The 22,053-nt window shown below is 41.3% G+C and carries 20 protein-coding genes; 7 read left to right on the top strand and 13 right to left on the bottom strand.

What is annotated here, in order from left to right:
* Positions 1 to 34: 34 nt before the first annotated feature.
* Both NST38_RS15905 and NST38_RS15900 read right to left on the bottom strand, forming a co-directional pair.
* Entirely contained in the window at positions 35 to 904 is an 870-nt protein-coding gene (locus tag NST38_RS15905; RefSeq protein WP_036615551.1) for a carbohydrate ABC transporter permease, read from the bottom strand.
* A 13-nt stretch (positions 905 to 917) separates the two neighbouring features.
* Positions 918 to 1,865 carry an ABC transporter permease gene (locus tag NST38_RS15900; protein ID WP_036615554.1) on the bottom strand — a complete coding sequence of 316 codons (948 nt, stop codon included), beginning with the start codon at positions 1,863 to 1,865 and terminating at the stop codon, positions 918 to 920.
* 132 nt (positions 1,866 to 1,997) lie between these two features.
* Here NST38_RS15900 and NST38_RS31660 point away from each other — a divergent pair, with 132 nt between their 5' ends.
* Complete coding sequence (locus NST38_RS31660; RefSeq protein WP_370511442.1) at positions 1,998 to 2,114, top strand: IS3 family transposase; 117 nt, start codon at positions 1,998 to 2,000, stop codon at positions 2,112 to 2,114.
* A gap of 75 nt (positions 2,115 to 2,189) precedes the next feature.
* On the opposite strand, the gene NST38_RS15895 is transcribed toward NST38_RS31660, so the two are convergent.
* On the bottom strand, positions 2,190 to 3,575 hold the full coding sequence (locus tag NST38_RS15895; protein ID WP_235200833.1) for an MATE family efflux transporter: 1,386 nt from the start codon (positions 3,573 to 3,575) through the stop codon (positions 2,190 to 2,192).
* Positions 3,576 to 3,754: 179 nt separating this feature from the next.
* Between NST38_RS15895 and NST38_RS15890 the strand changes: the two genes are divergently transcribed.
* The gene (locus NST38_RS15890) at positions 3,755 to 4,636 is read left to right on the top strand and encodes a LysR family transcriptional regulator (RefSeq protein WP_036615557.1); all 882 of its coding nucleotides are present in this window, start codon (positions 3,755 to 3,757) and stop codon (positions 4,634 to 4,636) included.
* Positions 4,637 to 4,727: 91 nt separating this feature from the next.
* Here NST38_RS15890 and NST38_RS15885 read toward each other — a convergent pair whose 3' ends face one another.
* A complete protein-coding gene (locus tag NST38_RS15885; protein WP_036615559.1) occupies positions 4,728 to 5,897 on the bottom strand; it encodes an MFS transporter in 1,170 nt (389 codons plus the stop codon).
* Between the two features lie 268 nt (positions 5,898 to 6,165).
* Here NST38_RS15885 and NST38_RS15880 point away from each other — a divergent pair, with 268 nt between their 5' ends.
* Entirely contained in the window at positions 6,166 to 6,714 is a 549-nt protein-coding gene (locus tag NST38_RS15880) for a TetR/AcrR family transcriptional regulator (protein ID WP_036615561.1), read from the top strand.
* A gap of 111 nt (positions 6,715 to 6,825) precedes the next feature.
* Here NST38_RS15880 and NST38_RS15875 read toward each other — a convergent pair whose 3' ends face one another.
* Positions 6,826 to 9,126, bottom strand: coding sequence for a copper amine oxidase N-terminal domain-containing protein (locus NST38_RS15875; protein ID WP_341344015.1), 2,301 nt, complete (start codon positions 9,124 to 9,126; stop codon positions 6,826 to 6,828).
* A 232-nt stretch (positions 9,127 to 9,358) separates the two neighbouring features.
* On the opposite strand from NST38_RS15875, the gene NST38_RS15870 reads away from it, so the two are divergent.
* Genes NST38_RS15870 through NST38_RS15860 form a run of 3 tightly spaced genes read left to right on the top strand, consistent with a single transcriptional unit; the run spans position 9,359 to position 13,021 of the window.
* Positions 9,359 to 10,822 (top strand): spore germination protein, encoded by a 1,464-nt coding sequence (locus NST38_RS15870; protein ID WP_036615566.1) that lies wholly within the window; start codon positions 9,359 to 9,361, stop codon positions 10,820 to 10,822.
* Positions 10,815 to 11,903 (top strand): GerAB/ArcD/ProY family transporter, encoded by a 1,089-nt coding sequence (locus NST38_RS15865; protein WP_036615569.1) that lies wholly within the window; start codon positions 10,815 to 10,817, stop codon positions 11,901 to 11,903. The genes NST38_RS15870 and NST38_RS15865 overlap by 8 nt, the downstream gene beginning before the upstream one ends.
* Positions 11,900 to 13,021, top strand: a complete 1,122-nt coding sequence (locus tag NST38_RS15860) for a Ger(x)C family spore germination protein (protein ID WP_036615573.1) — start codon at positions 11,900 to 11,902, stop codon at positions 13,019 to 13,021. The genes NST38_RS15865 and NST38_RS15860 overlap by 4 nt, the downstream gene beginning before the upstream one ends.
* A 164-nt stretch (positions 13,022 to 13,185) precedes the next feature.
* Here NST38_RS15860 and cls read toward each other — a convergent pair whose 3' ends face one another.
* The 4 genes from cls to NST38_RS15840 all read right to left on the bottom strand — a co-directional run bounded on the left by cls (position 13,186) and on the right by NST38_RS15840 (position 16,270).
* Entirely contained in the window at positions 13,186 to 14,625 is a 1,440-nt protein-coding gene (gene cls, locus NST38_RS15855) for a cardiolipin synthase (protein WP_083684765.1), read from the bottom strand.
* Between the two features lie 211 nt (positions 14,626 to 14,836).
* Positions 14,837 to 15,181, bottom strand: a complete 345-nt coding sequence (locus NST38_RS15850) for a DUF3992 domain-containing protein (RefSeq protein WP_076253140.1) — start codon at positions 15,179 to 15,181, stop codon at positions 14,837 to 14,839.
* Between the two features lie 84 nt (positions 15,182 to 15,265).
* Positions 15,266 to 15,613: an S-Ena type endospore appendage gene (locus tag NST38_RS15845; protein WP_076253139.1), complete on the bottom strand. Its 348-nt coding sequence runs from the start codon at positions 15,611 to 15,613 to the stop codon at positions 15,266 to 15,268.
* Between the two features lie 177 nt (positions 15,614 to 15,790).
* A complete protein-coding gene (locus NST38_RS15840) occupies positions 15,791 to 16,270 on the bottom strand; it encodes a GyrI-like domain-containing protein (RefSeq protein WP_076253138.1) in 480 nt (159 codons plus the stop codon).
* Between the two features lie 105 nt (positions 16,271 to 16,375).
* Between NST38_RS15840 and NST38_RS15835 the strand changes: the two genes are divergently transcribed.
* On the top strand, positions 16,376 to 17,350 hold the full coding sequence (locus NST38_RS15835) for a helix-turn-helix transcriptional regulator (RefSeq protein WP_076253137.1): 975 nt from the start codon (positions 16,376 to 16,378) through the stop codon (positions 17,348 to 17,350).
* A 172-nt stretch (positions 17,351 to 17,522) separates the two neighbouring features.
* Here the strand turns inward: NST38_RS15835 and NST38_RS15830 are convergent, their stop codons facing one another.
* The 4 genes from NST38_RS15830 to NST38_RS15815 form a co-directional block, all read right to left on the bottom strand.
* The gene (locus tag NST38_RS15830; protein WP_076253136.1) at positions 17,523 to 18,752 is read right to left on the bottom strand and encodes a multidrug effflux MFS transporter; all 1,230 of its coding nucleotides are present in this window, start codon (positions 18,750 to 18,752) and stop codon (positions 17,523 to 17,525) included.
* A gap of 139 nt (positions 18,753 to 18,891) precedes the next feature.
* Positions 18,892 to 20,115 (bottom strand): macrolide family glycosyltransferase, encoded by a 1,224-nt coding sequence (locus tag NST38_RS15825; RefSeq protein WP_036671332.1) that lies wholly within the window; start codon positions 20,113 to 20,115, stop codon positions 18,892 to 18,894.
* 70 nt (positions 20,116 to 20,185) lie between these two features.
* Positions 20,186 to 21,625: an MFS transporter gene (locus NST38_RS15820; RefSeq protein ID WP_036671331.1), complete on the bottom strand. Its 1,440-nt coding sequence runs from the start codon at positions 21,623 to 21,625 to the stop codon at positions 20,186 to 20,188.
* 122 nt (positions 21,626 to 21,747) lie between these two features.
* Entirely contained in the window at positions 21,748 to 22,035 is a 288-nt protein-coding gene (locus NST38_RS15815; protein WP_076253135.1) for a HesB/YadR/YfhF family protein, read from the bottom strand.
* Positions 22,036 to 22,053 lie beyond the last annotated feature (18 nt).

The following is a 22,053-nucleotide window of genomic DNA, read 5'->3' as shown; positions in this document are numbered from 1 at the left end:
GGTTTCCCCGTAATAAGTTAGGTTGGAACACCTTTTATCCTTTAACGGATCCCAGGAGTACACCTTTGGTAAAATGCTTTTGCAAAAATGGATAAACGATCAATATCGGGACTGTAGTTACAACTACTGTAGCCATCTGCACAGCGAACGTACTGACAGCCCCGGAATTGGCGAGCGAATCAGCGCTTTGAGTTGCAACGTTAAGCAGAATGTTGCGCAAAATCACTTGAAGTGGCATGTAGTTGGAATCATTGATATATACAATAGCATCAAAATAACTGTTCCAATGCCCGACTGCGTAAAATAAGGAAATGGTGGACAGGACGGGTAAGGAAAGGGGTAAAATGATCCGCCATAACGTCTGAAGTTCACTGGCACCGTCTACCCTCGCTGATTCCTCAATTTCACCAGGCAATTGTTCAAAAAAACCTTTGATGATCACCAGATTAAATGCACTAATGAGATTTGGAATAATCAATACCCAAGGACTGTTTAACAATCCCAAAGAGCGGATTAGTAAATAAGTCGGAATTAATCCCCCACTGAACATCATGGTAAACACAATGAAGAGTAAAAATGGACTTCTTCCGGGCAAATATTTTTTGGATAACGGGTAGGCCGCGATTACCGTAAAAAACACGTTTAACGCAGTCCCTACAATCGTTCGGAACAACGTAATTTTATACGCCTGCCAGATCCCATGAGAAATGAATACTTCTTTATAGGCCAGAAAGGTAAAGGATTCTGGTATAATCACAATCCCTCTTCTTAATACTTCCGATTCAGGTGTTACGGAGACAGCAACCACATATAGAAAGGGCAGCACGCACAGTAGGGATAATATAATAAGAACTACATAAACGACGGTTTGCCAGACTTTTTCCCCGATTGTCATATGGATCATTCTAAAGACCACCTCACCAGATTTGCCCATCGAATTTTTTGGCGAGCTTATTCGCTGCCAACACTAAAGCAAATCCGATGACAGCTTTAAACAATCCTACAGCCGTAGCCAAGCCAATCTTAAGACGTTCCAACCCTTCGCGGTATACCCATGTGTCAATAATATCGATCTTCTCCTGGTTAAAGGTGTTGGCAAACATGAATATTTGGTCAAAACCCGCATCCAGGATATGGCTTAATTTAAGAATCAGCATCAGAATAATGACTCCTCGAATACCGGGTAACGTGATATGCCAGAGCTGTCTCCATTTGGATGCGCCATCCATTCGAGCCGCTTCATATAAGCTTGGATCGATTCCTGCCAAGGCGGCAAGGTACAAAATCGCCCCCCATCCAATATCCTTCCATACTTCAGATAAGATGATCAGCATTCTGCCCCAGGCAGGTTCGGTTAGAAACGAGATGGGTTCAACACCTAAATCCTTCAAAATCATGTTAAAGAGACCATCGCCTGGGGCTAGTAATGCTACCATAATTCCATACACAATGACCCATGATAGAAAATGAGGTAAATAAGTGATCGTCTGTACGATTTTCTTAAACCATTGGCTATACACTTCATTGAGGAGTAAAGCAAGCACGATGGGCGCGGAGAAACCGAACAATAGCTTATACAACGATATGACGATCGTATTTTTCATGATGTCCCAGAAATAAACGCCGTTCATAAAATCCGTAAAATTTTTGAATCCCACCCATGGACTATCCCATAGCCCCAAAGCCAGGTTGTAGTTTTTAAAAGCAATCATGATTCCCGCCATAGGAATGTATTTGAATACCGCAAAGTAAATTAAAGCTGGTAATAAGAGAGCATACATCACTTTGTGCTTTTGTATCGTCCTTATCCATGTCTTTCGCTTTTTGGAGATGGGAATGGCGTCCGCTGCCAACTTTGCTTGCATTTCATCACCTCGTCTTTGTTTGTATTTGTATAATAGCACCCGCCTTTCGGATAAATTTCTGAAATATCAAGAATTTCTTATAAGATTTTAAGGAAGTGTGCCTGGCTCGTTCCAACAGCTAATCCCGGCCAAGTGGAGGTTGAGCAGCAAGTGAGCGAATATACTATGTTCTATAACCAGAACCGATTCCAGAAAAGACTAAACGGGCGTTCCTCGGTTGAATACCGGGAAACGCCCGTAGCTTCTTAAATTCGTTGCGCCGCAGCTTGGAGCGCTTTTGTGAACTTCGATGCTTAAAGCCATTCCTTCAAGCAATTCGATTAATTATTCAGCTTTCCTGCCATTTAGCTCGGTAGCTTGGAATGTAGTCCATTTCCCATTAACATACCTCCAAATGAACAGCCCTCCTTTTATCAACCAATCACAATAGATAGCTATCCATGTTGCAAACATCCCCATATCAAATAGGTATACCAAGATATAAGCGAACATAATTCTACAGCAAAACATAGTAATCATACTCACTAGCATGGGGTATTTTGCATCTCCAGCAGCCCGAAATACCGATGGAAGTGCATTGCCGAAAGGCCAAATCAATATCATGACAATCGCATGGCTCCACACAATCTCAGTAGTCCACTGCGTTGCTTCTACTGAAAAATTATAAATGCTCAGTATACTTGGGAACAAGGCTAAACTCACCACGGAACTCACAATCTGTGCCACAAAAATGATACCAAGTATCTTTTTCGTATAGTATCTAGCCTGTGTAAAATCTCCAGCACCTACACATCTGGAAATGACTATGGACATACCTAAACCAATGGCCATTCCAGGTAAAGCTTGCAATGAAGTAATCGTACTGCCAACCGAATTTGCAGCTATAGCAGCTGTTCCAAATGTAGATACCAAACTTAGTATCAACAATCGTCCAAAATAGAATATTCCATTTTCTATTCCATAAGGTACACCAATTCGCATGATCTGTTTAATCATCATTGAATTAAACTTATGCTTTACGGTTTTATTCAGATGAAGAATTTGCTTAGGATTTGTTAGATGAATTAGAATGCATACTGCAGCACCTATCCTGGAAATTAAAGTAGGAATAGCAATCCCTGCAATCCCCATATTGAACCCATATATGAACAAGACATTGCCCGCTATATTCAGAATGTTCATAGCCAGCATAATTTTCATAGGCAATTTGGAGTTGCCCATCGTTCTGAATATGGCAGCTCCAGCGTTATAGAGAGCTAAAAAAGGAATAGAAGCTCCGATGATCAATAAATAAGTGTTGGCATAGTTATATACCTCGTCGGTGATATTGCCAAAGAGAATATCTAAAATAAAGCTTTTAAAGAGATAAATAAAAATCATAATAACAAGCCCTGCTGCTCCAGCAAACCAAACTAATTGATTCGAGGCTTCTCTGGCCTGATTTTCCTGTTTTTTTCCGAGATATTGCCCTACAATCACTGTGCCACCCATAGCTAAAGCTGCGAATAAACTTATTAACAGTAACATAATCATTTCGACTAAAGAAACTGCAGATACGGCTGACTCTCCTATAGAAGCTGCCATGATTGAATCTGACAATCCGATCAAAGATGCTAAAATTTGTTCAATAATTAACGGAATAAATATTTTCATTAAATCTTTATCCGTAAATAACAACGGGGTCGAAAATGGCATTTTCGATTTATTCATAGTTTCAACCTCATATTCTATTATTCACTACATAACTCTCAAGTCACGTTCTCCATTCATTGTAAATTCCTATCTGTATAATTACTAATACCTATGGTGTATTTTGTATCATGCCTAATATGTATCGTATAATCATCTGTGAATGATTTATCCGATGCATTATGAAAGGATGATAAGTTGTGGATATTCGGGTTTTAAAATACTTTTTAACTGTGGCTAAAGTAGGCAATATAACAAAAGCAGCAGAAATCCTTCATATTACGCAACCAACACTAAGCAGGCAGCTTATGGATCTTGAAGAAGAACTGGGTACGCGTTTGTTGATACGAGGAAAAAGACAGATTACACTAACAGATAGCGGTCTCTTGTATCAGCAACGGGTAAAAGAGATCGTTTCCCTCTTAGACAAGACAGAAAGAGATCTGGCAGAACAAAAGGATTTAATTGGTGGAGTAGTTTCTATTGGATGTGTGGAGTCCATTGTATCCAAAGCGTTGGCAGAAATTGTAGAGAAATTCTCTAACCGGCATCCTAGAGTACAATATGAACTGTATAGTGCAGATGGAGATGACATTAGAGAAAAGCTTGATCGAGGAAATATCGATATTGGCATATTATTGGAACCCATTGAAACTGCAAAATATGACTATGTTCGATTACCCTATCCGGACAAGTGGGGCATTCTGATGAGACGAGATGATCCTCTTGCTCAGAAATCAACCATTGGGATTCAAGAAATACTTTCATTACCCTTAATTCCACCCCGTCGGACAATTGTGCAGAATGAGATTGCAAGTTGGCTTGGTGTGGAGAATGATCGTCTTACTATTTTTGCTTCCCATAATTTATTGACTAATGCGATGCAGTTGGTAGAACGGAAACTGGGGTATGCCATATGTGTAAGCGGATCATATACAATCCGGGAAAGTAATAGCACATGTTTTGTTCCCTTTGAACCTGAACGAATAACAAATCATGTACTCGCTTGGAAAAAGAATAGGATATTTAGCTCAGCTACCGCTCACTTTATTCAATTTATAAAGGATATCTATGGTTCATAATAAAAGTGCGCTTTACCTTTAGTGTGGTTATTCTTCAATAAAACAAGGACACGTTATTAACGTGTCCCCAAGATAACAAAAGGTTAAATTCTCAATGAGAGATTTGTTTTTTAGGAGTATACATATAAATTCTTAATAGGATAAACGCCAGGCTCAATATCAAAAATAACAGTCCACCTACTACAATGTACCGAACCCCCATTCCTGATATAAACAACCCTCCAACAGTTGTTCCAATGGTTACGCCCAGGTTACCAGATGTTAGAAATAATCCATTCGCGAATTCAGGGGCTTCCGGAGCTGCTGACGTAATCCAATACTGACTAATATTGCTTGCGATTGCATACAGCACTCCCCATATAACAACAATAATGAACATAGGGACAGTGAATTGGCCCATAAAGAACAGGAAGATGTAGACTACTCCAAATACAAATGGATAGATCATTACGGACTTAATTGCATTTTTGGAAAGCAATCTTCCTCCTAATACGTTACCAAACAAACTGGCTGCACCAAATATAACTAACATTAGACTGAGGCCTTTCCCAGAAATATGAGTAATGGTCGCAAGATATTCGGCGAAGTAACTATACACTCCAGCCGTTGCTGCATTTACAAATATAACGGCAACAATAGATTGCCAAGTTATTGCTTTCTTCAATACACGTAGTTGAGATCCGTATGAAAGCCTTTCTCTGACAGGCATGGATGGAACAAATAGCAATACACCAATGAATGCTACTGCATTCACGATAGCAAAAAAAGTCATAGCAGCATCAATTGAAGCGATACTGGCAATAAAAGTTGTGATGGGTACACCTAGCACAATGCCAGCAGACACGCCCATAATGACTTTTGACACTGCTTTAGGAATCTCTTTCTCACTAACCGAACTAGCTGCTGCTGTCAGAGCGATCGAGATATAGACGGGATGTAAAAATGCCGGGATAACACGAGCAATTATTGCGAATGTAAAGTTTGTTGCAAATATAGAGAAAATGTTACTAATCACGAACACACCGAGTACAAGTAGCATTACCCCTCTGCGATTAAAACGCGAAAACACTAAAGGCAGAATGGGACCCGATATCGCAACTGCAAGTGCAAACAGACTTACTAGCAATCCTGCTTGAGACACGCTAACATTGAACTGTTCAGCAATTTGAGGCAATATCCCAATAACGCCCATTTCAGTATTTAAGATTCCGAAGACACCCAAAGTTAATATAAATATAAATAAATTATTTCGTTTAGACATGATTATTACCCCCACCGTTGCTCCATATTCTCTTTCTCATGCTGTACTCCGCCCAAGATGATATTCAAATGATTGAAACCAAACTCTCCTCCTTTTGGCTGTAATCATTTATAATAATTTAAATTCACATTGAGGGCTTAATACTCATTCGTGTATTATTATATATAAATAAAATGTATCAACAACCACAAAACATCAGGATTCGTGCATTAATACACAACGCGACTCAAATTGTGAATTACTTTTCAAGAAAGTTAGGTGGATGTACATGCTTAAAGTGGACAGAAGAAGTTTGAAATCTCAAGAAGCTATCAAAAAAGCAGTGATAGAACTCATGTCTGAAAAAAGTTTTGATGACATTACGATTCAGGATATTGCTGATCAAGCTAATGTTAATCGTAGAACGATCTATCTGCATTACTTGGATAAGTACGATCTACTGGATAAGCTTATTGAAGAGCATATTGAGGAATTAAAGAGATTGTGTGAATTGGAAGCTGAAACGGATACATTAGAGGGTAGTGCAACATGGTTTTTATATTTTGAACAACATTATTCATTCTTTTCAGCAATGTTAACTAGTAAAGGAGCTCCTTTTTTCCGTAGCAGGTTCCTCGATTTTGTCACAGACGATATTAAGAATGGTTGGGATATGTCCGAGGGAAAAAAACAAGGAATAGATGAAGAGCTTCTTATTCAATTTATCTCACCAGCTTATGTAGGAATTGTAGAATGGTGGTTTATTAATGACATGCCCTATTCACCTCAAGTTATGGGAAAACAAGTGGGAATGTTATTGGAAAATAACCTCTCCTAAACAAAGATGATTCATTCCCAACTATAGTCTGATTTCTTCCAACGCAAAAAAAGGCAACCGAATCATTCCTGTTCGGTTGCCTTTGATTTAGATATAAAACTTTATATACCTTTACTTCTCCGATGGGAGTGGTGTAAAGAGCAGATTGACCGGCAGGTTGCTTCCCGGCGCGGCAGAGAATAGAATGGTTACGCTCTCTCCAGTTGAACCGGTGCGGTAAAGCACGCTTTGTTCACTTGAATTGGCAACCGCAACGTTACCATCGGCAATCGATACCAACTGATTGTTCACCAGAGCTACTCCGGAGTACTTCCCTCCACGAGGGTTAAAGGAGATAAGTGTACGCGGAGCAACATTGGTCAGCGTAATTTTGTACAATACGCCGAAATTACCCGCATTGGATGCGTCTGTGTAAGCCATCGGATCTGTTCCTACCAGATTGGGATCGCTTGAATTGTCACCAAGTGGCAGACGGGCAGGTTTGATTCCCACGTGCTCATCGTACTTTATAATGCGAGTCGCATTCGGGTACGTACCCCGGTTGTGTACTCCGTCACGATCCAGCACAGGTAGCAATGACAAAGCCTCGAAAGGATCTTTATTTTCTTCCACCAGGATAACGTTATAGTCTAAGGAATAATCACTATAAGCGTCCGAATAGAGGGAGATTACTTGTCCTTCTTTCATCGGCGTTTTATTAAGTTCTGTCAAAATCAGTTTGCTTTCCCCAGGTTGAAGGTACTCTTTCTTTTGATCCGCTCCAGTCTGAATCGACTTGAACCATTTATCAATAGACAATTTCCCAGCTACGGTAGCATACGGTGTAGGTCCGGCAAAGCCCATATTCTGTTGTTCAAATACGGCTGGATTCAGATTGTTATTGGTTGCAATCACATACATTTTTACTCTTTTGCCTGTATTGTTCACGTGGTGAATCATGAAACGGGTCTGCCCCGAAGATGATTCTTTATATACAATGCCTTCCGTATTCACAGTTTCCGGACTGTTACTGCGGATCAGCAAACTTGGCTCATCCATGTACGTATAAGGCACTTTCTCCATCGTAGTCACTTCGCCGCCGTTAAAGGTGAATTTCTGTCCTACCGGCGTGAAGAGTAAATTAAAATCGGTAAATGAATATAAGGTCTCATTGGTTATGGTGATGACTTTGGAGTACGTGTTCGTAGCACCGTGATTGTCAGTTACCGTAAGAGTCACCGTTTTTGGACCCGGTTCAAAGAACGCAAGTGAATTGTTCTCCCACGCCGCTTTAACAATATTATTTTCATCATCTGTACTTTGGTCTGTGTATGTTATTTTTTCGCCCATTTTATACTCTTCTTTATCCGTGGCGAACATGGCTACAGGAGGAAGATTAGGAGCCAAAACTTCAATCGTAGTTGAATAGGGATCGCTCCATTGACCATTGGAATCCTGTACTTGATATGAAATCGTATATGTACCTGCTTGATCAAATGAATCCTGGCGACCAGTCCAGCGTTCGTCAACGATATCCATTCCATTAGGTGAACTGGAAGAAGTCACGTAGTCTACTTGATCACCCGCAAAAATTTCCTTTTGGGAAATGGTAAAGCTTGCAACAGGTTTTGTATTAAGATTCAACACAACCGTTTTAGCCGACTGATTCACTTTATAGGTGATGTTCAGAGCTTGAGTAATGGAAGTTAACGGCACCATGAATGTACTTTTTTGCTGATAAGCAGGGCCTTTCATCGTTCTGGCCTCTCCATTTACCGTATAGTCCTTGCTGTTAGTTTTGAATCGGAGTTCATCTTCACCACTAATAATGATGGTTTCCTTGGTTTTGTTATCATATTTGACGCCGTATCCCACACGGTCAACCAGCGCACGGATTGCAACATAGGATACACCGTTTTTTACAGCCATTGGCTGTCCAGCAAGATACGTTTTTCCATCCTGCTCCATTTTGTTGCTATTCATGTACAACGTCAGATTCCCACCTGCTGCTGCAGGAGACGTTCCATCAATGGATGGTTGCTCTATCTGAGCAGGCGTAGCTGGCGTTTCAACCTTCTCAGGGGTTTCCTCTTGAACTACAGGTTTTTCACCCGTTTCGTTTGTAGTCGTCTCTCCCCCATCCAATGCAGGTTTCTCGCTCTCTGTTTTAGGTGTTGCCTCAGTGCCGGTTGAGGTTTGAGTGTCCTTGGTTTCAGTGGGCGGAGTATTGATAGATTTGTTATTGCTCTCCGTCTTCACTTCACGCTCTGCAATCGGCTGCTCTTGCTGTAACACCTCAACTGATTCTACATTGGCTGTGTTTACTGACGCGGTGTCACCTTGCGGTGCTGATTGCGCACTCACAGAACCAACTGCAAATGCTTGAAAAACGGCTAAAGCGGTAAAAATGGATAATTTCTTCTTCATATTCATGTGTTGTCTTTGGCTCCTTCTACTCTCTAGTAATGTATAACCCCTCAAAAAGTCATAGTATTAGACGCTAGATTTAGGAAAAAGTTTCTAATTGAATTGTAAATTATGGATTTTTGTGCAACTATTTTTTCAATGTTTGGTTATAAGTTCTTTGAATAAGAAGCGCCTATTGCATAATAGTCTTGATTTTGCACAAGATAATCCATGTCGCATTTTATAAAGAGGTGGATCAATGACCCCAACCAATCAGGCTTTTTCTGAATTAAAAATGAATATTTCTTATGTTGAACAGTCCCTCTACTGTACTGACGATTTGAAACAACAACAGCTTCTACTTAATGGTGTACAGAGTGTGCTTCTCTATATCGATTCACTTGTAGATCAGGAGATCATTCAAACACATGTCTTAACAGCACTGAATGGCCAAGCTCATTCGGAAATCTACCCATCGTTCACGACTTTAGAAAGTCGAAAAGATACGGATCTGCAACGTGGAATAGATTCACTTATTCAAGGGAAAAGTCTTTACATAATCGATGGGTACCCGGAGTTTTACATTCTTTCTACCGAGAAAATGTATGTCCGAAGCACAACCGAACCGGAGAATGAAGGCGTTATTCGAGGGCCGCATAATGGATTCGTAGAGCAGCTTTCGGTTAATTTGAATCTGATCCGTAGACAAATTATTAGTCCATCCTTAATCGTTCGATATTTTAACGTCGGCGAGAAGACACATACCAAAATTGCAGTTGTATATCTTCAAGACTTGGCCAATCCGGAGTTAGTGAACGAAGTAAAAGAGCGAATCACGTCCATATCTTCAGATATGGTGCTCGCTCCAGGTTTTATTGAAGAGTTTATGGAGGATAACCCCTTCTCTCTGTTTCCCCAGCAGCTCAATACAGAAAGACCTGACCGGGTTATTGCCAACTTGATGGAAGGACGTGTCGCCATACTTGCCGAAGGAAGTCCTTCAGCTCTTATTGCTCCAGTTACGTTTTTTGCTTTTTATCAAAGTCCGGATGATTATCATGGTCGCTGGATTGTCAGTTCCTTTTTACGTTTAATTCGCATGATGAGTTTTGTCATTGCTTTTACATTACCTGCTGTTTATATTGCAACCATCTCTTTTCACTCCGCTATTTTACCGATCGAACTGGCACACACGATCAAGAAATCATTACAGAACATCCCCTTTCCTGCACTTGTAGAGGCAATGTTACTTGAACTGATCTTTGAAGTATTAAGAGAAGCCGGGGTCCGACTTCCCAGCCGTGTGGGCCAGACCATCGGCATCGTTGGCGGTTTGGTTATCGGAGATGCTATCGTTCGTGCGGGGCTTGTATCCTATACAATGATTATTGTGGTTTCACTAACCGCTATCTCGTCGTTTTTGGTGCCTTCGCATGAGATGAGTTCGGCAGTCCGTATTCTCCGCTTTCCAATGATGATTGGAGCGGCGCTTTTTGGATATATCGGCATCGCATTTGGTCTGGTAATTCTAACCATTCACCTCTGTAAGATGGAAAACTTCGGATCGCCTTATTTTGCTCCAGTGGCCCCTTTCCGATTAGCTGACATGAAGGATGTATGGATTCGATTTCCCATCTGGGCGCTTCGCGGGCGTCCTCATGATGCCCGCCCGCAGCGGCTGAATCAGCAGAAGTTCTCTAGGAGTTGGAAAAAACGTGAATAAGGAAACAACAATTACTCGGGGACAATTATTCTTGCTCATTTTGAAATTTGAAATTGGTGTAGATATCTTGTCCCTCCCTTACCGTATACACCTTCTCTCTAAAGGCGGTGGGTGGATCTCTGTATTCCTTGGAGGGTTCCTGATCCAACTTGTCATATTGTTGTGCTGGCTTTTGATGCGAAGATTCCCGAGTTCATCCATTTATGACATTGTAACGCTGATTACGGGGAAATGGATTGGCAAGTTGCTGATCATTGCCTACGTTGGATATTTCCTGTTAATGGGTACTTCTGTTCTGGTGAACGCCTACAGTGTGATTAACCGCTGGATGCTGCAGGATACGCCTCGGTGGGCTATATTAGCCCTCTTCTTGTTCAGCAGTATCTATTTGGTTCGGCAAAAATTACGAATCATTGCCCGAGTACTGGTACTCATCTCCTTTTTGGTCTTGCCCATGATGGTATTGATCAGTTATGGACTCAAGGAAGTTAATCTGTTATATCTTTTGCCTTTAACCGAAGCAGGATGGCCCAATATCATTAGTGGATCAACCGAAACATTAATGGCTATGTTTGGATTCGAGTTTTTTCTCGTTGTGTTTCCTATGGTTGAAGGTAGCAGCGGTGGCAAACTCAAGTCTGTTGCTTTAGCAAGTGCTGTAGTTGTGGTGTTGTATGCATTCACCGTGTTCATTTGTTCAACGGCGTTCAGCCCCCAGCAACTTGACTTAATGCCTGAACCGGTCATATATCTGCTCCGCTCTATCCCACTCGGAACAATGGATCGGGCCGATTTCCTGTTCCTCCCTATCTGGTTAATATCCATTTTTGGGGCCATATGTGGCTATTACTATACGGCATCTTATGGTATAAGTTATCTCTTCAAACAAAAACACCATAAAAAAGCCGTGCCTTATGTCGTTCTTGCTTCTTGCATAATTGCGTATCTGCCACAACAGAAGGAAAAACTTGAGTTAATTAGTACGATAGCCAACAGATCGGCATACTTTTTTCTCATGATCCTGCCTCTGCTCCTGTTGGTTCTATCTTATATAATGAAACGAAAAGAGAAGATGATATGAGTAAACGGGGGAAAATCCTCATCCTGCTGACCCTGCTCATGGTGATGACGGGATGTTGGGATCAGGATAGTTTAAAAGATGCAAGACTGGCTAATGCTTCGGCGTTTGACATCACCTCAGAGGGTGAAATTAAACAGACGCTTGAAATTGTCGATGATTCTGAGAGTCAACAAGGGAGCAGCGGTAATGAAGTCCACTCAGGCACCGGGAGATCCGTCCGTCAAAGTACAGATAGAATTCGCGCTAAAGTGACTGGTGATATCCGGTTTTTCAAATATGGGATGATCTTATACGGCAACAAACTCGCACAAAATGATATCTACCCCTACCTGGACGTCTTATATCGGGAACCCGATTACCCAACATCACATGTGAAAATTGCTATTGTGGATGGCGATGCCGGAGATCTGTTACACCAAAAAAAAGTTGGCAGCATATTGATTGGTGATTTTATTACCAAAAAAATTAAGAGTCTGGAGGAATTATGTATTTTTCCGGAAATGACGTTAGAGACCCTTCTCCCTCCCATGCTGGATCCGGGACAGGATTTTACACTGCCTTATCTATATAAGGATGGAGAGGAGATTGATGCTAGGGGAATCGCCCTGTTTCATGGGCAAAGGTTCAATGGGAGTCTTACGACCGAACAGGCTCCTCTATACATTATTATGAGTGGGAAATGGAATAAAACAGCGCGTTTTGTCAAAAAGGTCCACCCAGGGCCTTCCAACAACCCGCGGAACTATGTCACTTATGAAGCAAATATCGCACAAATTAAGCGCAAACTTGCGGTAAAGGTGGCAAGTGATAGCCAAATTGATGTGAACCTCCGTATCGAACTTCCAGTAACGATCGTTGAGTATGCAATGAATCATCTTCAGGATAAAGACACAATTGAACGTCTGAACAGCCAGTTATCCGATGACATGACTCAGGACGCAGAACAAATTATCAAGACACTTCAGCAAAGTGGTTGTGATTCCTTCGGTATTGGCAGACATTTAATTGCCCATTACCCGGACTTATGGAAAAGCCTAAACTGGAATAAAGAATATGCCCAAGTTCGTTTTCACCCGGAAGTAAAGGTTACAATAGTCGGCAGCGGCGTTCTAAATTAATAACATGCTGTCGTGCAATTGGGAAAGCTCTCTTCCATTTGGAAGAGAGCTTTTGACTGTTGACGTAAAAAGAAGGATTTGCTAATATCTTTAGTCGTTAAGAAGCACTTCAGTGGAAAGTTTTATCGTGCCTGGTTGAGTATAACTTCGGCAGTGAAGCTGACCTATAAAATAGGTGAAAGAAGACGTGATATTCCTTCTTTAAATTTGATAATAAGGGACCTGTTTCTATAACGATCAGAAGTAAGTTCTGTACTTAACTGGCTATCTTGATGAAACAATTCTTGAAGTTGTTTCGCAACTCGCTCGTCATATACAATTGCATTCACCTCAAAATTCAACCTAAAGCTCCGGGAATCAATATTCATCGTCCCTACTGAAGCGACTTCTTCGTCTACTACAATGGTCTTTGCGTGTAAGAATCCATTATCATACAACAGAATCTTGGCTCCATAGTCCAGCAATTCACCAGCATACGCCCAAGTCGCCCAATATACAAACGGGTGATCGGGCTTATTGGGAATCATAATGCGCAGATCCACCCCGGATAGCAGTGCGATTTTACATGCATCCATAAAAGTGCTGTCAGGAATAAAGTAAGGCGTTTGAATATACACACTCTTTTTGGCATTTACTATAAGCTTGATGTACATATTCTTCAGGTGTTCCACCTGTGAGTTAGGACCACTAGACACAATCTGAACTGGACTTGAACCATCAAGCCTTGCTGTGTTGAAGGAGAATTGTTCGTAACTTACTTGATCGGATTTGCTGGCGTGTTTCCAATCCAAAATAAACCTTCCTTGAATATGATTAACGGCATCCCCGTGCAATTTAAAATGTGTATCACGCCAGTATCCAAACTTTTTATCCATGCCTAGATACTCATTTCCCAGATTAAATCCGCCAATATAAGCAATCTCCCCATCAATAATACAAAGTTTTCGATGATTTCGATTATTCATACGGAAATTTAATGGCCTAATCAGTGACGGGAAAAAGACCTCTACTTCTCCACCGGCAGAGATCAGTTCTCTGAAAAACTTCAATGAAAGTTTCTTTGAACCAATTTCGTCATAGAGAACTCGCACTTTTACGCCTTCTTTAGCTTTTATAGTTAATTCATCTCGTAATTTCTTCCCTAAGGAATCCGGTTGAATAATGTAATATTGGATGTTAATCTCTTTCTTGGCTTCCTTGATATCTGCAAATAATGAATCAAATTTCTCTTGTCCATCATCGAAGATGAATATCTCATTGTCATTGGTTAGGATTGCATTGGATGATGTGAGATTCAATTGAATCAAGTCAGCATATTTCATGAGCAGGGGGTTGTTTTCCTTACGTTGCTGCTTCAATGTCACTAACTGGTTCTCGACAATTAACTTTAGGGAGTTTCTCTCTTCAACTGAAAGTCCGTAGAAATTTTTCTTTTTAAGGTTACGTCCCAAAAAGAGATAAACGATAAAACCTAAAATAGGAATGAAGTAAAATATCATGAGCCAGGCCCAAGTATAACCAATGTCTCTCCTTTCAAAAAACAAAAATACCGCTGAGAGTAATATGTTTATAATCATAACGAGCGAAAGTATCAGCGTGACCATACTGCTATATCTCCTGCCTTCCATTGACTTTATGTAAATAATAAAAAGTGCTTATTACTTAGCTGTTCTCGAATGAAGCCGCCATCACAAAGAATATGATAACATACTTGAGGAATACTAAATCTATTAAATGATAATCACTAGACATCGAACCAAAAAAGAATCCACTTCCTATAAAAGAAGGGATTCTTTCACATTGAATATCCTATACTTAGAATCTGTAATTCAAAGAGAACGCAATTTTGATACTTGTTGTTCCCGCACCGGCTCCAATGAGACTTATAGAATTAATTGTTGGTGCAGTATAAGATCTACTGCTACCTGGGGCTACGACAAAACCAGGAATTTGAACACCGTCAATAAGCAAAGCAGCGGTGGGTGAAACCCCCACTCCGTTATTCTCAATTAGAATAGTTCCGTTTATCAGAAACGTTGAGGAATTTTCGTATATAATTGTTGGTGTCCCTCCCGTATCTGACAAATTTATCGTAGTACATACGGCATCGTTCACCACCGCTGGAGAAACCGTATTATTACAATTACCAATTTGAGCCATTTGTGAACCTCCTTAAAAATGCTCTTTCTATAAATATATGTGGGGAGATAGTAGTGGTTCGGGCTATTCCAACTTTGTTTCCATTTATTCCTCATCCTCTTCTTCATTTAGAACTTGATAGTATATATCTATTCCAAATGTGCCGCTTGCAATATTGTTTAAGCTCTTTTCAATCTCCACTTCAATATGATGCATTCCGGCACAGCTAAAAGCACAGGTGTTACCCGGTAGAACAGGAAGCGAACACGTTCCTTCATTATGTATTATGTTCAAAAAGACAGATGAATTACTTTGTTTATGATTATAAATACTTACTGTACCATGTACTTTTAAGGCTGAAGATGCTGACCACAGCGTTAAAACCTCTGTTATGTTTGCTGAATTTATATGGAACTCCCCACAAATAGTTGTTTCAGCGAGACGAGTATTCACTCAGACTGCTCCCTTCCATAATTCTTCCTTTCATTTATTTTATTAGTGATCTGCTGTTTTCATGTATGATTATGCTCCTAATGAACAACAAAAAAACCGCTACATTAGCGGCTTTTAATAGTACTATGTTCGTGACTTTAAACGATATACGACCGACTATCCAATCTCCCCTGCTCGTTAGTTCCTTACAACAGGAATCCACATTTCACCATATACCAAACCGTTTTTCTCTCCCATTTCAACTGTTGTATTTGGACCGCCAACATAGGCATAATCTTTTTCTACGGGGAGGGCTTGACCAAAGGCAATGCCAGTAAGCATATTATTGAGCGCATCAGCCGTTGCAGCTTCGCCCTTCACAACCAGGTATTCTCCCTTAGGAAATTGGATTACTCTCGTTGCTTCTGGCAAAGTTTCTGCTGTCATGACACCAGCATAATGCATCATCTGGTTATTTACTGCTTCGTTTACGGCAAAAATGTAGTCGTTTGTTGCCAGAGACTTTAGTTTGTCCAGGCTTCCATCCTCTTTCACCGTGGACCAAAAATCCGCCTTCTCCTTGCTGATGCCAACATAGTCTGTATAGTCGCTCTTAAGATCCGTTCCAATACCTAACACGATAAAGCTCTCTTTTTCTTCGAAATGATAATTACTCATGGTTTACACCGTCCTCTTTAAATTTTCAATTGATTTGTGTTTTCACTTGATAGGTTTATAATAACCTTAAATCATGTCAGAATATGATACTGTTTAGGGGGCCCAATGAAAAAAGTTGAACGCATTAATACCATCACGCGGTATATCAATAACCGTGCACACTTTACCATCTCTGAAATCATGCGAGAATTTAATATTTCTCGTTCGACAGCCATTCGAGATATCAGAGAAATTGAAGCCATGGGAATGCCACTTGTCGCTGAAGTTGGGCGGGACGGGGGTTATTTTGTCATGAACAACTCCCTCCTGCCCACGGTACGGTTTACCGATAATGAAATCAAAGCGTTATTCATTGCTTTTATGGCGACAAGAAATCAACAGCTTCCTTATCTGAAGAGTCGTCAATCTTTGGCTGAAAAGTTATTGGGCCTTATCTCAGAACATCAGCAAGATGACCTTGTACATTTGAATCAAATATTGCTTTTTGAAGGAACCAATCCCCATAATCCAGACTTGCTTGATCTATCAGACCTGCCTCACCCTACCTTGGAAAAACTCATCCAAATTCTTCTTATAGAACGTTATTTGTTAGTCACTGTCCAAGAAGAGAAGAAAACCAAGTCCTATCCCATTGTTCTCTTGCACCTTCATCATCAAAAAGGCCATTGGATCATTGAAGGTTTTGACTTGGAGGAAGAAAAAAGACGAATCGTATCCGTTGACAACCTCATCCATGTCGAAGCATACCCGGCGAAAAAAAGACTGAGTACAAAAAAGATTGTAGAACAACTCAAACGAAATACACAGGAAGAAGTTATCAACCTTGTTCTGGAACTTGGTCCAAAGGCAATTGCGCAATTCAAAAAATACCATCCTTTAAAGTTTTCAATTGCCTATACAAATCCATACCAGACTACGGCTCTCCTAAAGGCATTTATGAATGTTCATAACTCAGAAGAGTTAACCGAAATCACCAATTGGTTGCTTTTTCTAGGAGAAGATATCAAGGTGAAGGAGATTCCGGAAGAAGTCCTGAATGCTGTACAAGAGAGATTAAGCTTATACCAAATGAAGCAGTGAGCAGCCCCCTCCTACCTAGTCTCTCCATTATCTAACAATACCTTACCTGAATTCAGGCTGAGGGTTCAGCACGGAAAACCAAAAAAAGCCGCTATTGCAGCGACTTGTGATGGAATCATATTCATATTCATTCATGTCTTACGCCAATGTTTGGCGAGCTGTTCCTTCAATACTAAAAGTCAGCATTAGACTGGGCATGATTAGGTGTATGCTGCGGGACGTTTTTAACGAGTAGGAAATAAGTAACAATGGCAATGATACTGGTCATTAACAAAGTGAGTCCTAACGGGACGGCAGTGTCCTCACCCGCGATGCCGACCAGAGGAGCAACCAGTGCACCCAGAAGAAAAGGAACAACGCCGAGCAGTGCTGCTGCACTTCCGGCCATCTTAGCTTGACTCTCCATGGCAAGTGGGAATGCCGCTGTAGACGTAATGCCGATCGAGCATACAAAGAAGAACAATGGAATCACCAATGCGAAAAGTGGACCATGAGCCAGGGTGACGACCAAAGCAGCCACACTTGCTATTATAGCAAGCCATAGTCCCGATAATAGCAGCGTCTGCTCAGGGATACGTTTAGCTAGTCGACCCACGATTTGAGATCCGATGATCAAGCTGATGCCGTTCGAAGCAAATAATATAGCAAATACAGTGGGTGTGACGCCATATATATTTTGGTAAATAAATGGTGTTCCCGCCACATAAGCAAAGACCCCTGCTGTCATAATTCCCTGTGCCAGCATGTAGCCTACAAACTTACGGTCACGCAGAAGCATTCTGTAATTACCCAATTGCTGTTTGAAGTCAGGAACTATACGTCTTTCGATAGGGTGTGTTTCTTTTAAGCTCCACTTTGTCATGATTAATAAGAAAATTCCCAAGAATGAAAGGCAGATAAACACGCCAATCCAGGTTGTGAATGAAAGAACCCCACTTCCCGCGATGGGTGCTGCCAAAGGCCCCAAATTCCCTACAAGCAACAGCAAAGAGAAAAATTTAGTGAGTTCATGTCCACTGTATAGATCTCTAGCTATCGCACGGGAAATGACAATTCCAGCTGAAGCCGCAAATCCTTGCGTGAAACGAAACAAAATCAATAGTCCGATATTCGGAGCAAAAGCACATGCCAAGGAACAAATAATGTAGGCTGCCATACAGATCAACAATGGTCTACGTCTACCGTACGCGTCACTCAAAGGACCCATAACGAGTTGTCCTACACCAAGTCCTAATAAACAGGCAGTAAGGCTAAATTGTACAAGTGATGCCGTTGTATTCATATTTTGTGCAATCTCCGGAAAAGCCGGTAAATACATATCAATCGTAAATGGACCTAATGTAGAAAATAAACCTAGTAGTATTGCCAGTCCAAAAACATTCCAATTCGTGCTCTTCGCCATAATAAATAAAATCTCCAATTCCTTATATAATTTGCAAGCCTAATCGAGTATAAGACATAGAGTTAACTGTAGGTCAAGTCTTAAGACTATTAAAACCAAAAAAAAGCCGCTTATTAAGCGACTTTGAATGGAAAACTATTTAAATTGTGTAACTCCCCCGGCCTGAACCCATATGACTCATGATCATTTCGGCAGCTCGCTTGTAACCGCCAGCCTGCCTTAGAGATTCACCAATGAGGTAAGCCTGCCGTCTATAAAGTGAATTGTGTAGCACTTCTGTTAATGCCTCTCTCAAATTAGTTGCACTGAGGTTATGTTTATTTAAAGTAATACCCGCGCCGAGCTCCTGTACCCGATTGGCGACAAGAGGCTGATCCGATGTTAATGGAATCATCACCATTGGAACGTTATAATATAACGCCTCACTTGTGCTGTTCATTCCAGCGTGTGTAATAAAAACATCGGTATGCTGCAGCATGTCCAACTGGGCAATGTATGGCTTGACGATAAAATTAGGTGGTATTTGATCAGCCAGCGGCTCCATATCCGTGTATTTTCCTGAAGATAAAACAACATTCACGGGTAGATCCCCTAATGCTTCAAAACAAAGCTGATAGAAATCCAAATTTTTATTTAAAATCGTACCCATAGCAATGTACACGGTTTGCGGGTACCGTTCACGAAGCAACTCAAACGAGAAGGTCGGAGCATCTTGGCGTGTTATGATCGAAGGACCCGTGAAAATAAAACGATCATCCAGCTTTTCTGCCTGCGGCTGAAAATAACGGCTGGTGTACACGAGCTTTAACTGACCTGTATGTGCCGGAATCTCTTCCATAGCTGGAATACTCACTTGAAGCTCTTCAGCTAACTCCGTTGTGATCTTCATCGTAGCCTCATAAAGCTCCTTCGTCTCCGTCTCATTCAGAACTGAGCTAGATCCCAGAGGCTCCACAAAAGCAAAGGACGCAATCGAGCACACCGCAGGAATTCCCAGTTTTTCTGCAAGAATAGTCCCTCCCCATCCCATCAGGGAATCAAAGATCATATAATCAAACTTTTGATCCTCGATCACCTGTAGCACATTGGGGATGATCCTCCGGATAATACCGCTTACCATCATATAAATGAACTGATAAGAATGCTTGTATTCCTGGGGTTTCAACACCGGATCATGAGAGAAGGCATCTTGTGGAAACGGATAGGTAATGATCTGGGCACCGGTTTGTTCAATTCGGGAACGATACTCCTCCGTGCACACATAGATGACTTCCTCACCATTGTCTATCAACTGAGTAACTAATCCTAACGATGGATTCACATGTCCTTCAGCTGGAGTAATGACTACTAATACACGTGCCATCTTACCCACCTCCCAATGCAATTAGTCCCCCCGTTCTTCGTGATGTATTTAACGACGCGGTCGTCATCCGTTACATGGAGATGTTATCCTTCACTTGGTTGATTGGATGATGTTCTTGATGAACGAGTTTGGTAATTCGTAGTGATGCCAAGAAACTTAACAAGACCCATAATAATTGCAGTGTTAACACGATCAAAACACCTGTCGATATGCCCCACTGTAACGTTTCGGACAAGGCAATCAGAGCGCCACCAACTCCAATGCTTACGCCCATGTAGAAGGAATCCACAAATTGCAGATTCGCGGACATTTCTCCCTCTTTCCTGGGCAAGGCATGTTGTAAAGCAATGGCTGCTGTTGTAGGGTTGGCCAATCCAACACCGAACCCTGTAATCATTTGTGAGAGAAGGATGAGTATAATCCCACCGTCCGTCAAAATAAGAGCCAGGATCACAAGCGCAGTTCCAACGATCATAATCCCAATGCCCGTCATGACCCTACCCTTTCGGGCCCGACCTTGATCTCGTGCATCAAGCTTGGCTTGTAACCACGCTGCGGCGGACCAGCTCAGAGAACCTGCTGCTACAATGAGGCCAGCAAGGTCAGCTGATAACCCCTTCACTTCGGTTAGTGCCAAGATCACAAAACTTTCCGTTGTAAAATAACAAGCAACATATAGACCCCTCGATACCAAAGTAGCAGGCAATCCTTTTTTTACCGAAAAAGTGCCCACAGGCAGCAATTTACGCATTGGTTGGATCATGACGACTAATCCAGCCAAAGTGAGTACTATGCCTTTCCAATCGGTTATCATACCAAGTCCTGTGAGTAACAGCCCCGTTCCAACCGCAAGCAGAATCGCATACATAATCTTTGAGTCAGTTGCTCGCGCTGGACCTGACAGATCTTGCTGAAGCTGCAAATTACGGAAAGAACGGAATGTGAGACTCAACGCTATTCCAATCAAGGGTAGAACGATCCAGAAAACATATCGCCACGAGATGTAGGAAGCAATAAGGCCTGCTGCATAAGGTCCGATTAAGGTTGGTAGGACAAATGCCATAGAGAATGCGGCCAGGATTTGAGTACGAAGTGTATCTGGATAATGTAACGTCACACAGGTATAAACACATGTGATCAGGGCCCCCGCTCCAAAACCTTGAAGGGCTCTTCCGGCAATAAGCATGTGCATATCGAAAGAAATAGCGGAGACCACAGTTCCTAACACAAAAACACTAAAAGATATCAGCATGGATGTAAAAACGCCGCGCTTGTCAATCTGCTGACCCATAACCAAAGTTCCAATAAGCTGAGATAACAAAAATGCGCTAAAAATCCAACCGTATAAATGAATACCCTCTAAACTTTGTGCCATTTTCGCGGCAATCGTTGTGATAGCCAGTCCTTCAAAAGCTACGGTTGCCAGAACCAGCATAATCCCAATTGTAGGCGCCCTGTACTGAGCATCAAAAATCCCAATCTGATTGTTGTTTGTCTTCCACACCTCCATAATTTGATGGGTATTATGGTAAAATAAACCTTTTTACTTCCTGAATATACATGAAGTGTTATACTTTGTAAAGTTAAATGTTTAAAAAGTAAGATTATGGTCTAGAATAGGGTTCCCCATGTTCAATAGGAGATTTTGCTTGAAAATATGCCATGTTCATTACAGTCAATTTGGAGAAGTTCATCCTCCAGGATCCAGGCATCTGTTTTTTCAACAAAGAAATGAAATCCTCCAATGGATTGAACCAATGCGGGATCGACCGGTGTAGCACTCGCATTTATGCCAATTGTAAAAGCATCGGAGCCTCCTCCGATATATTTTGCGTAAATCCTTACATATTGGTCCTCTTCCAATTCCCATTCATTCTTAAATGAATCGATTGCTTGTTCAGATACTACAAATGAGATCATTGCTCTGCACTCCTTCCT

The sequence above is a fragment of the Paenibacillus sp. FSL H8-0104 genome (assembly GCF_038050215.1).
Lineage (GTDB): Bacteria > Bacillota > Bacilli > Paenibacillales > Paenibacillaceae > Paenibacillus > Paenibacillus amylolyticus.
This window is presented reverse-complemented; position numbering and strand designations above follow the sequence as displayed.

Excerpts from the sequence above, each read along its gene's own strand:
- NST38_RS15905 (WP_036615551.1), bottom strand. The coding sequence starts at position 904 with ATGATCCATATGACAATCGGGGAAAAAGTCTGGCAAACCGTCGTTTAT.
- NST38_RS15900 (WP_036615554.1), bottom strand. The coding sequence starts at position 1,865 with ATGCAAGCAAAGTTGGCAGCGGACGCCATTCCCATCTCCAAAAAGCGA.
- NST38_RS15895 (WP_235200833.1), bottom strand. The coding sequence starts at position 3,575 with ATGAATAAATCGAAAATGCCATTTTCGACCCCGTTGTTATTTACGGAT.
- NST38_RS15885 (WP_036615559.1), bottom strand. The coding sequence starts at position 5,897 with ATGTCTAAACGAAATAATTTATTTATATTTATATTAACTTTGGGTGTC.
- NST38_RS15880 (WP_036615561.1), top strand. The coding sequence starts at position 6,166 with ATGCTTAAAGTGGACAGAAGAAGTTTGAAATCTCAAGAAGCTATCAAA.
- NST38_RS15875 (WP_341344015.1), bottom strand. The coding sequence starts at position 9,126 with ATGAATATGAAGAAGAAATTATCCATTTTTACCGCTTTAGCCGTTTTT.
- NST38_RS15870 (WP_036615566.1), top strand. The coding sequence starts at position 9,359 with ATGACCCCAACCAATCAGGCTTTTTCTGAATTAAAAATGAATATTTCT.
- NST38_RS15860 (WP_036615573.1), top strand. The coding sequence starts at position 11,900 with ATGAGTAAACGGGGGAAAATCCTCATCCTGCTGACCCTGCTCATGGTG.
- cls (WP_083684765.1), bottom strand. The coding sequence starts at position 14,625 with ATGGTCACGCTGATACTTTCGCTCGTTATGATTATAAACATATTACTC.
- NST38_RS15850 (WP_076253140.1), bottom strand. The coding sequence starts at position 15,181 with ATGGCTCAAATTGGTAATTGTAATAATACGGTTTCTCCAGCGGTGGTG.
- NST38_RS15840 (WP_076253138.1), bottom strand. The coding sequence starts at position 16,270 with ATGAGTAATTATCATTTCGAAGAAAAAGAGAGCTTTATCGTGTTAGGT.
- NST38_RS15835 (WP_076253137.1), top strand. The coding sequence starts at position 16,376 with ATGAAAAAAGTTGAACGCATTAATACCATCACGCGGTATATCAATAAC.
- NST38_RS15830 (WP_076253136.1), bottom strand. The coding sequence starts at position 18,752 with ATGGCGAAGAGCACGAATTGGAATGTTTTTGGACTGGCAATACTACTA.
- NST38_RS15825 (WP_036671332.1), bottom strand. The coding sequence starts at position 20,115 with ATGGCACGTGTATTAGTAGTCATTACTCCAGCTGAAGGACATGTGAAT.
- NST38_RS15820 (WP_036671331.1), bottom strand. The coding sequence starts at position 21,625 with ATGGAGGTGTGGAAGACAAACAACAATCAGATTGGGATTTTTGATGCT.
- NST38_RS15815 (WP_076253135.1), bottom strand. The coding sequence starts at position 22,035 with ATGATCTCATTTGTAGTATCTGAACAAGCAATCGATTCATTTAAGAAT.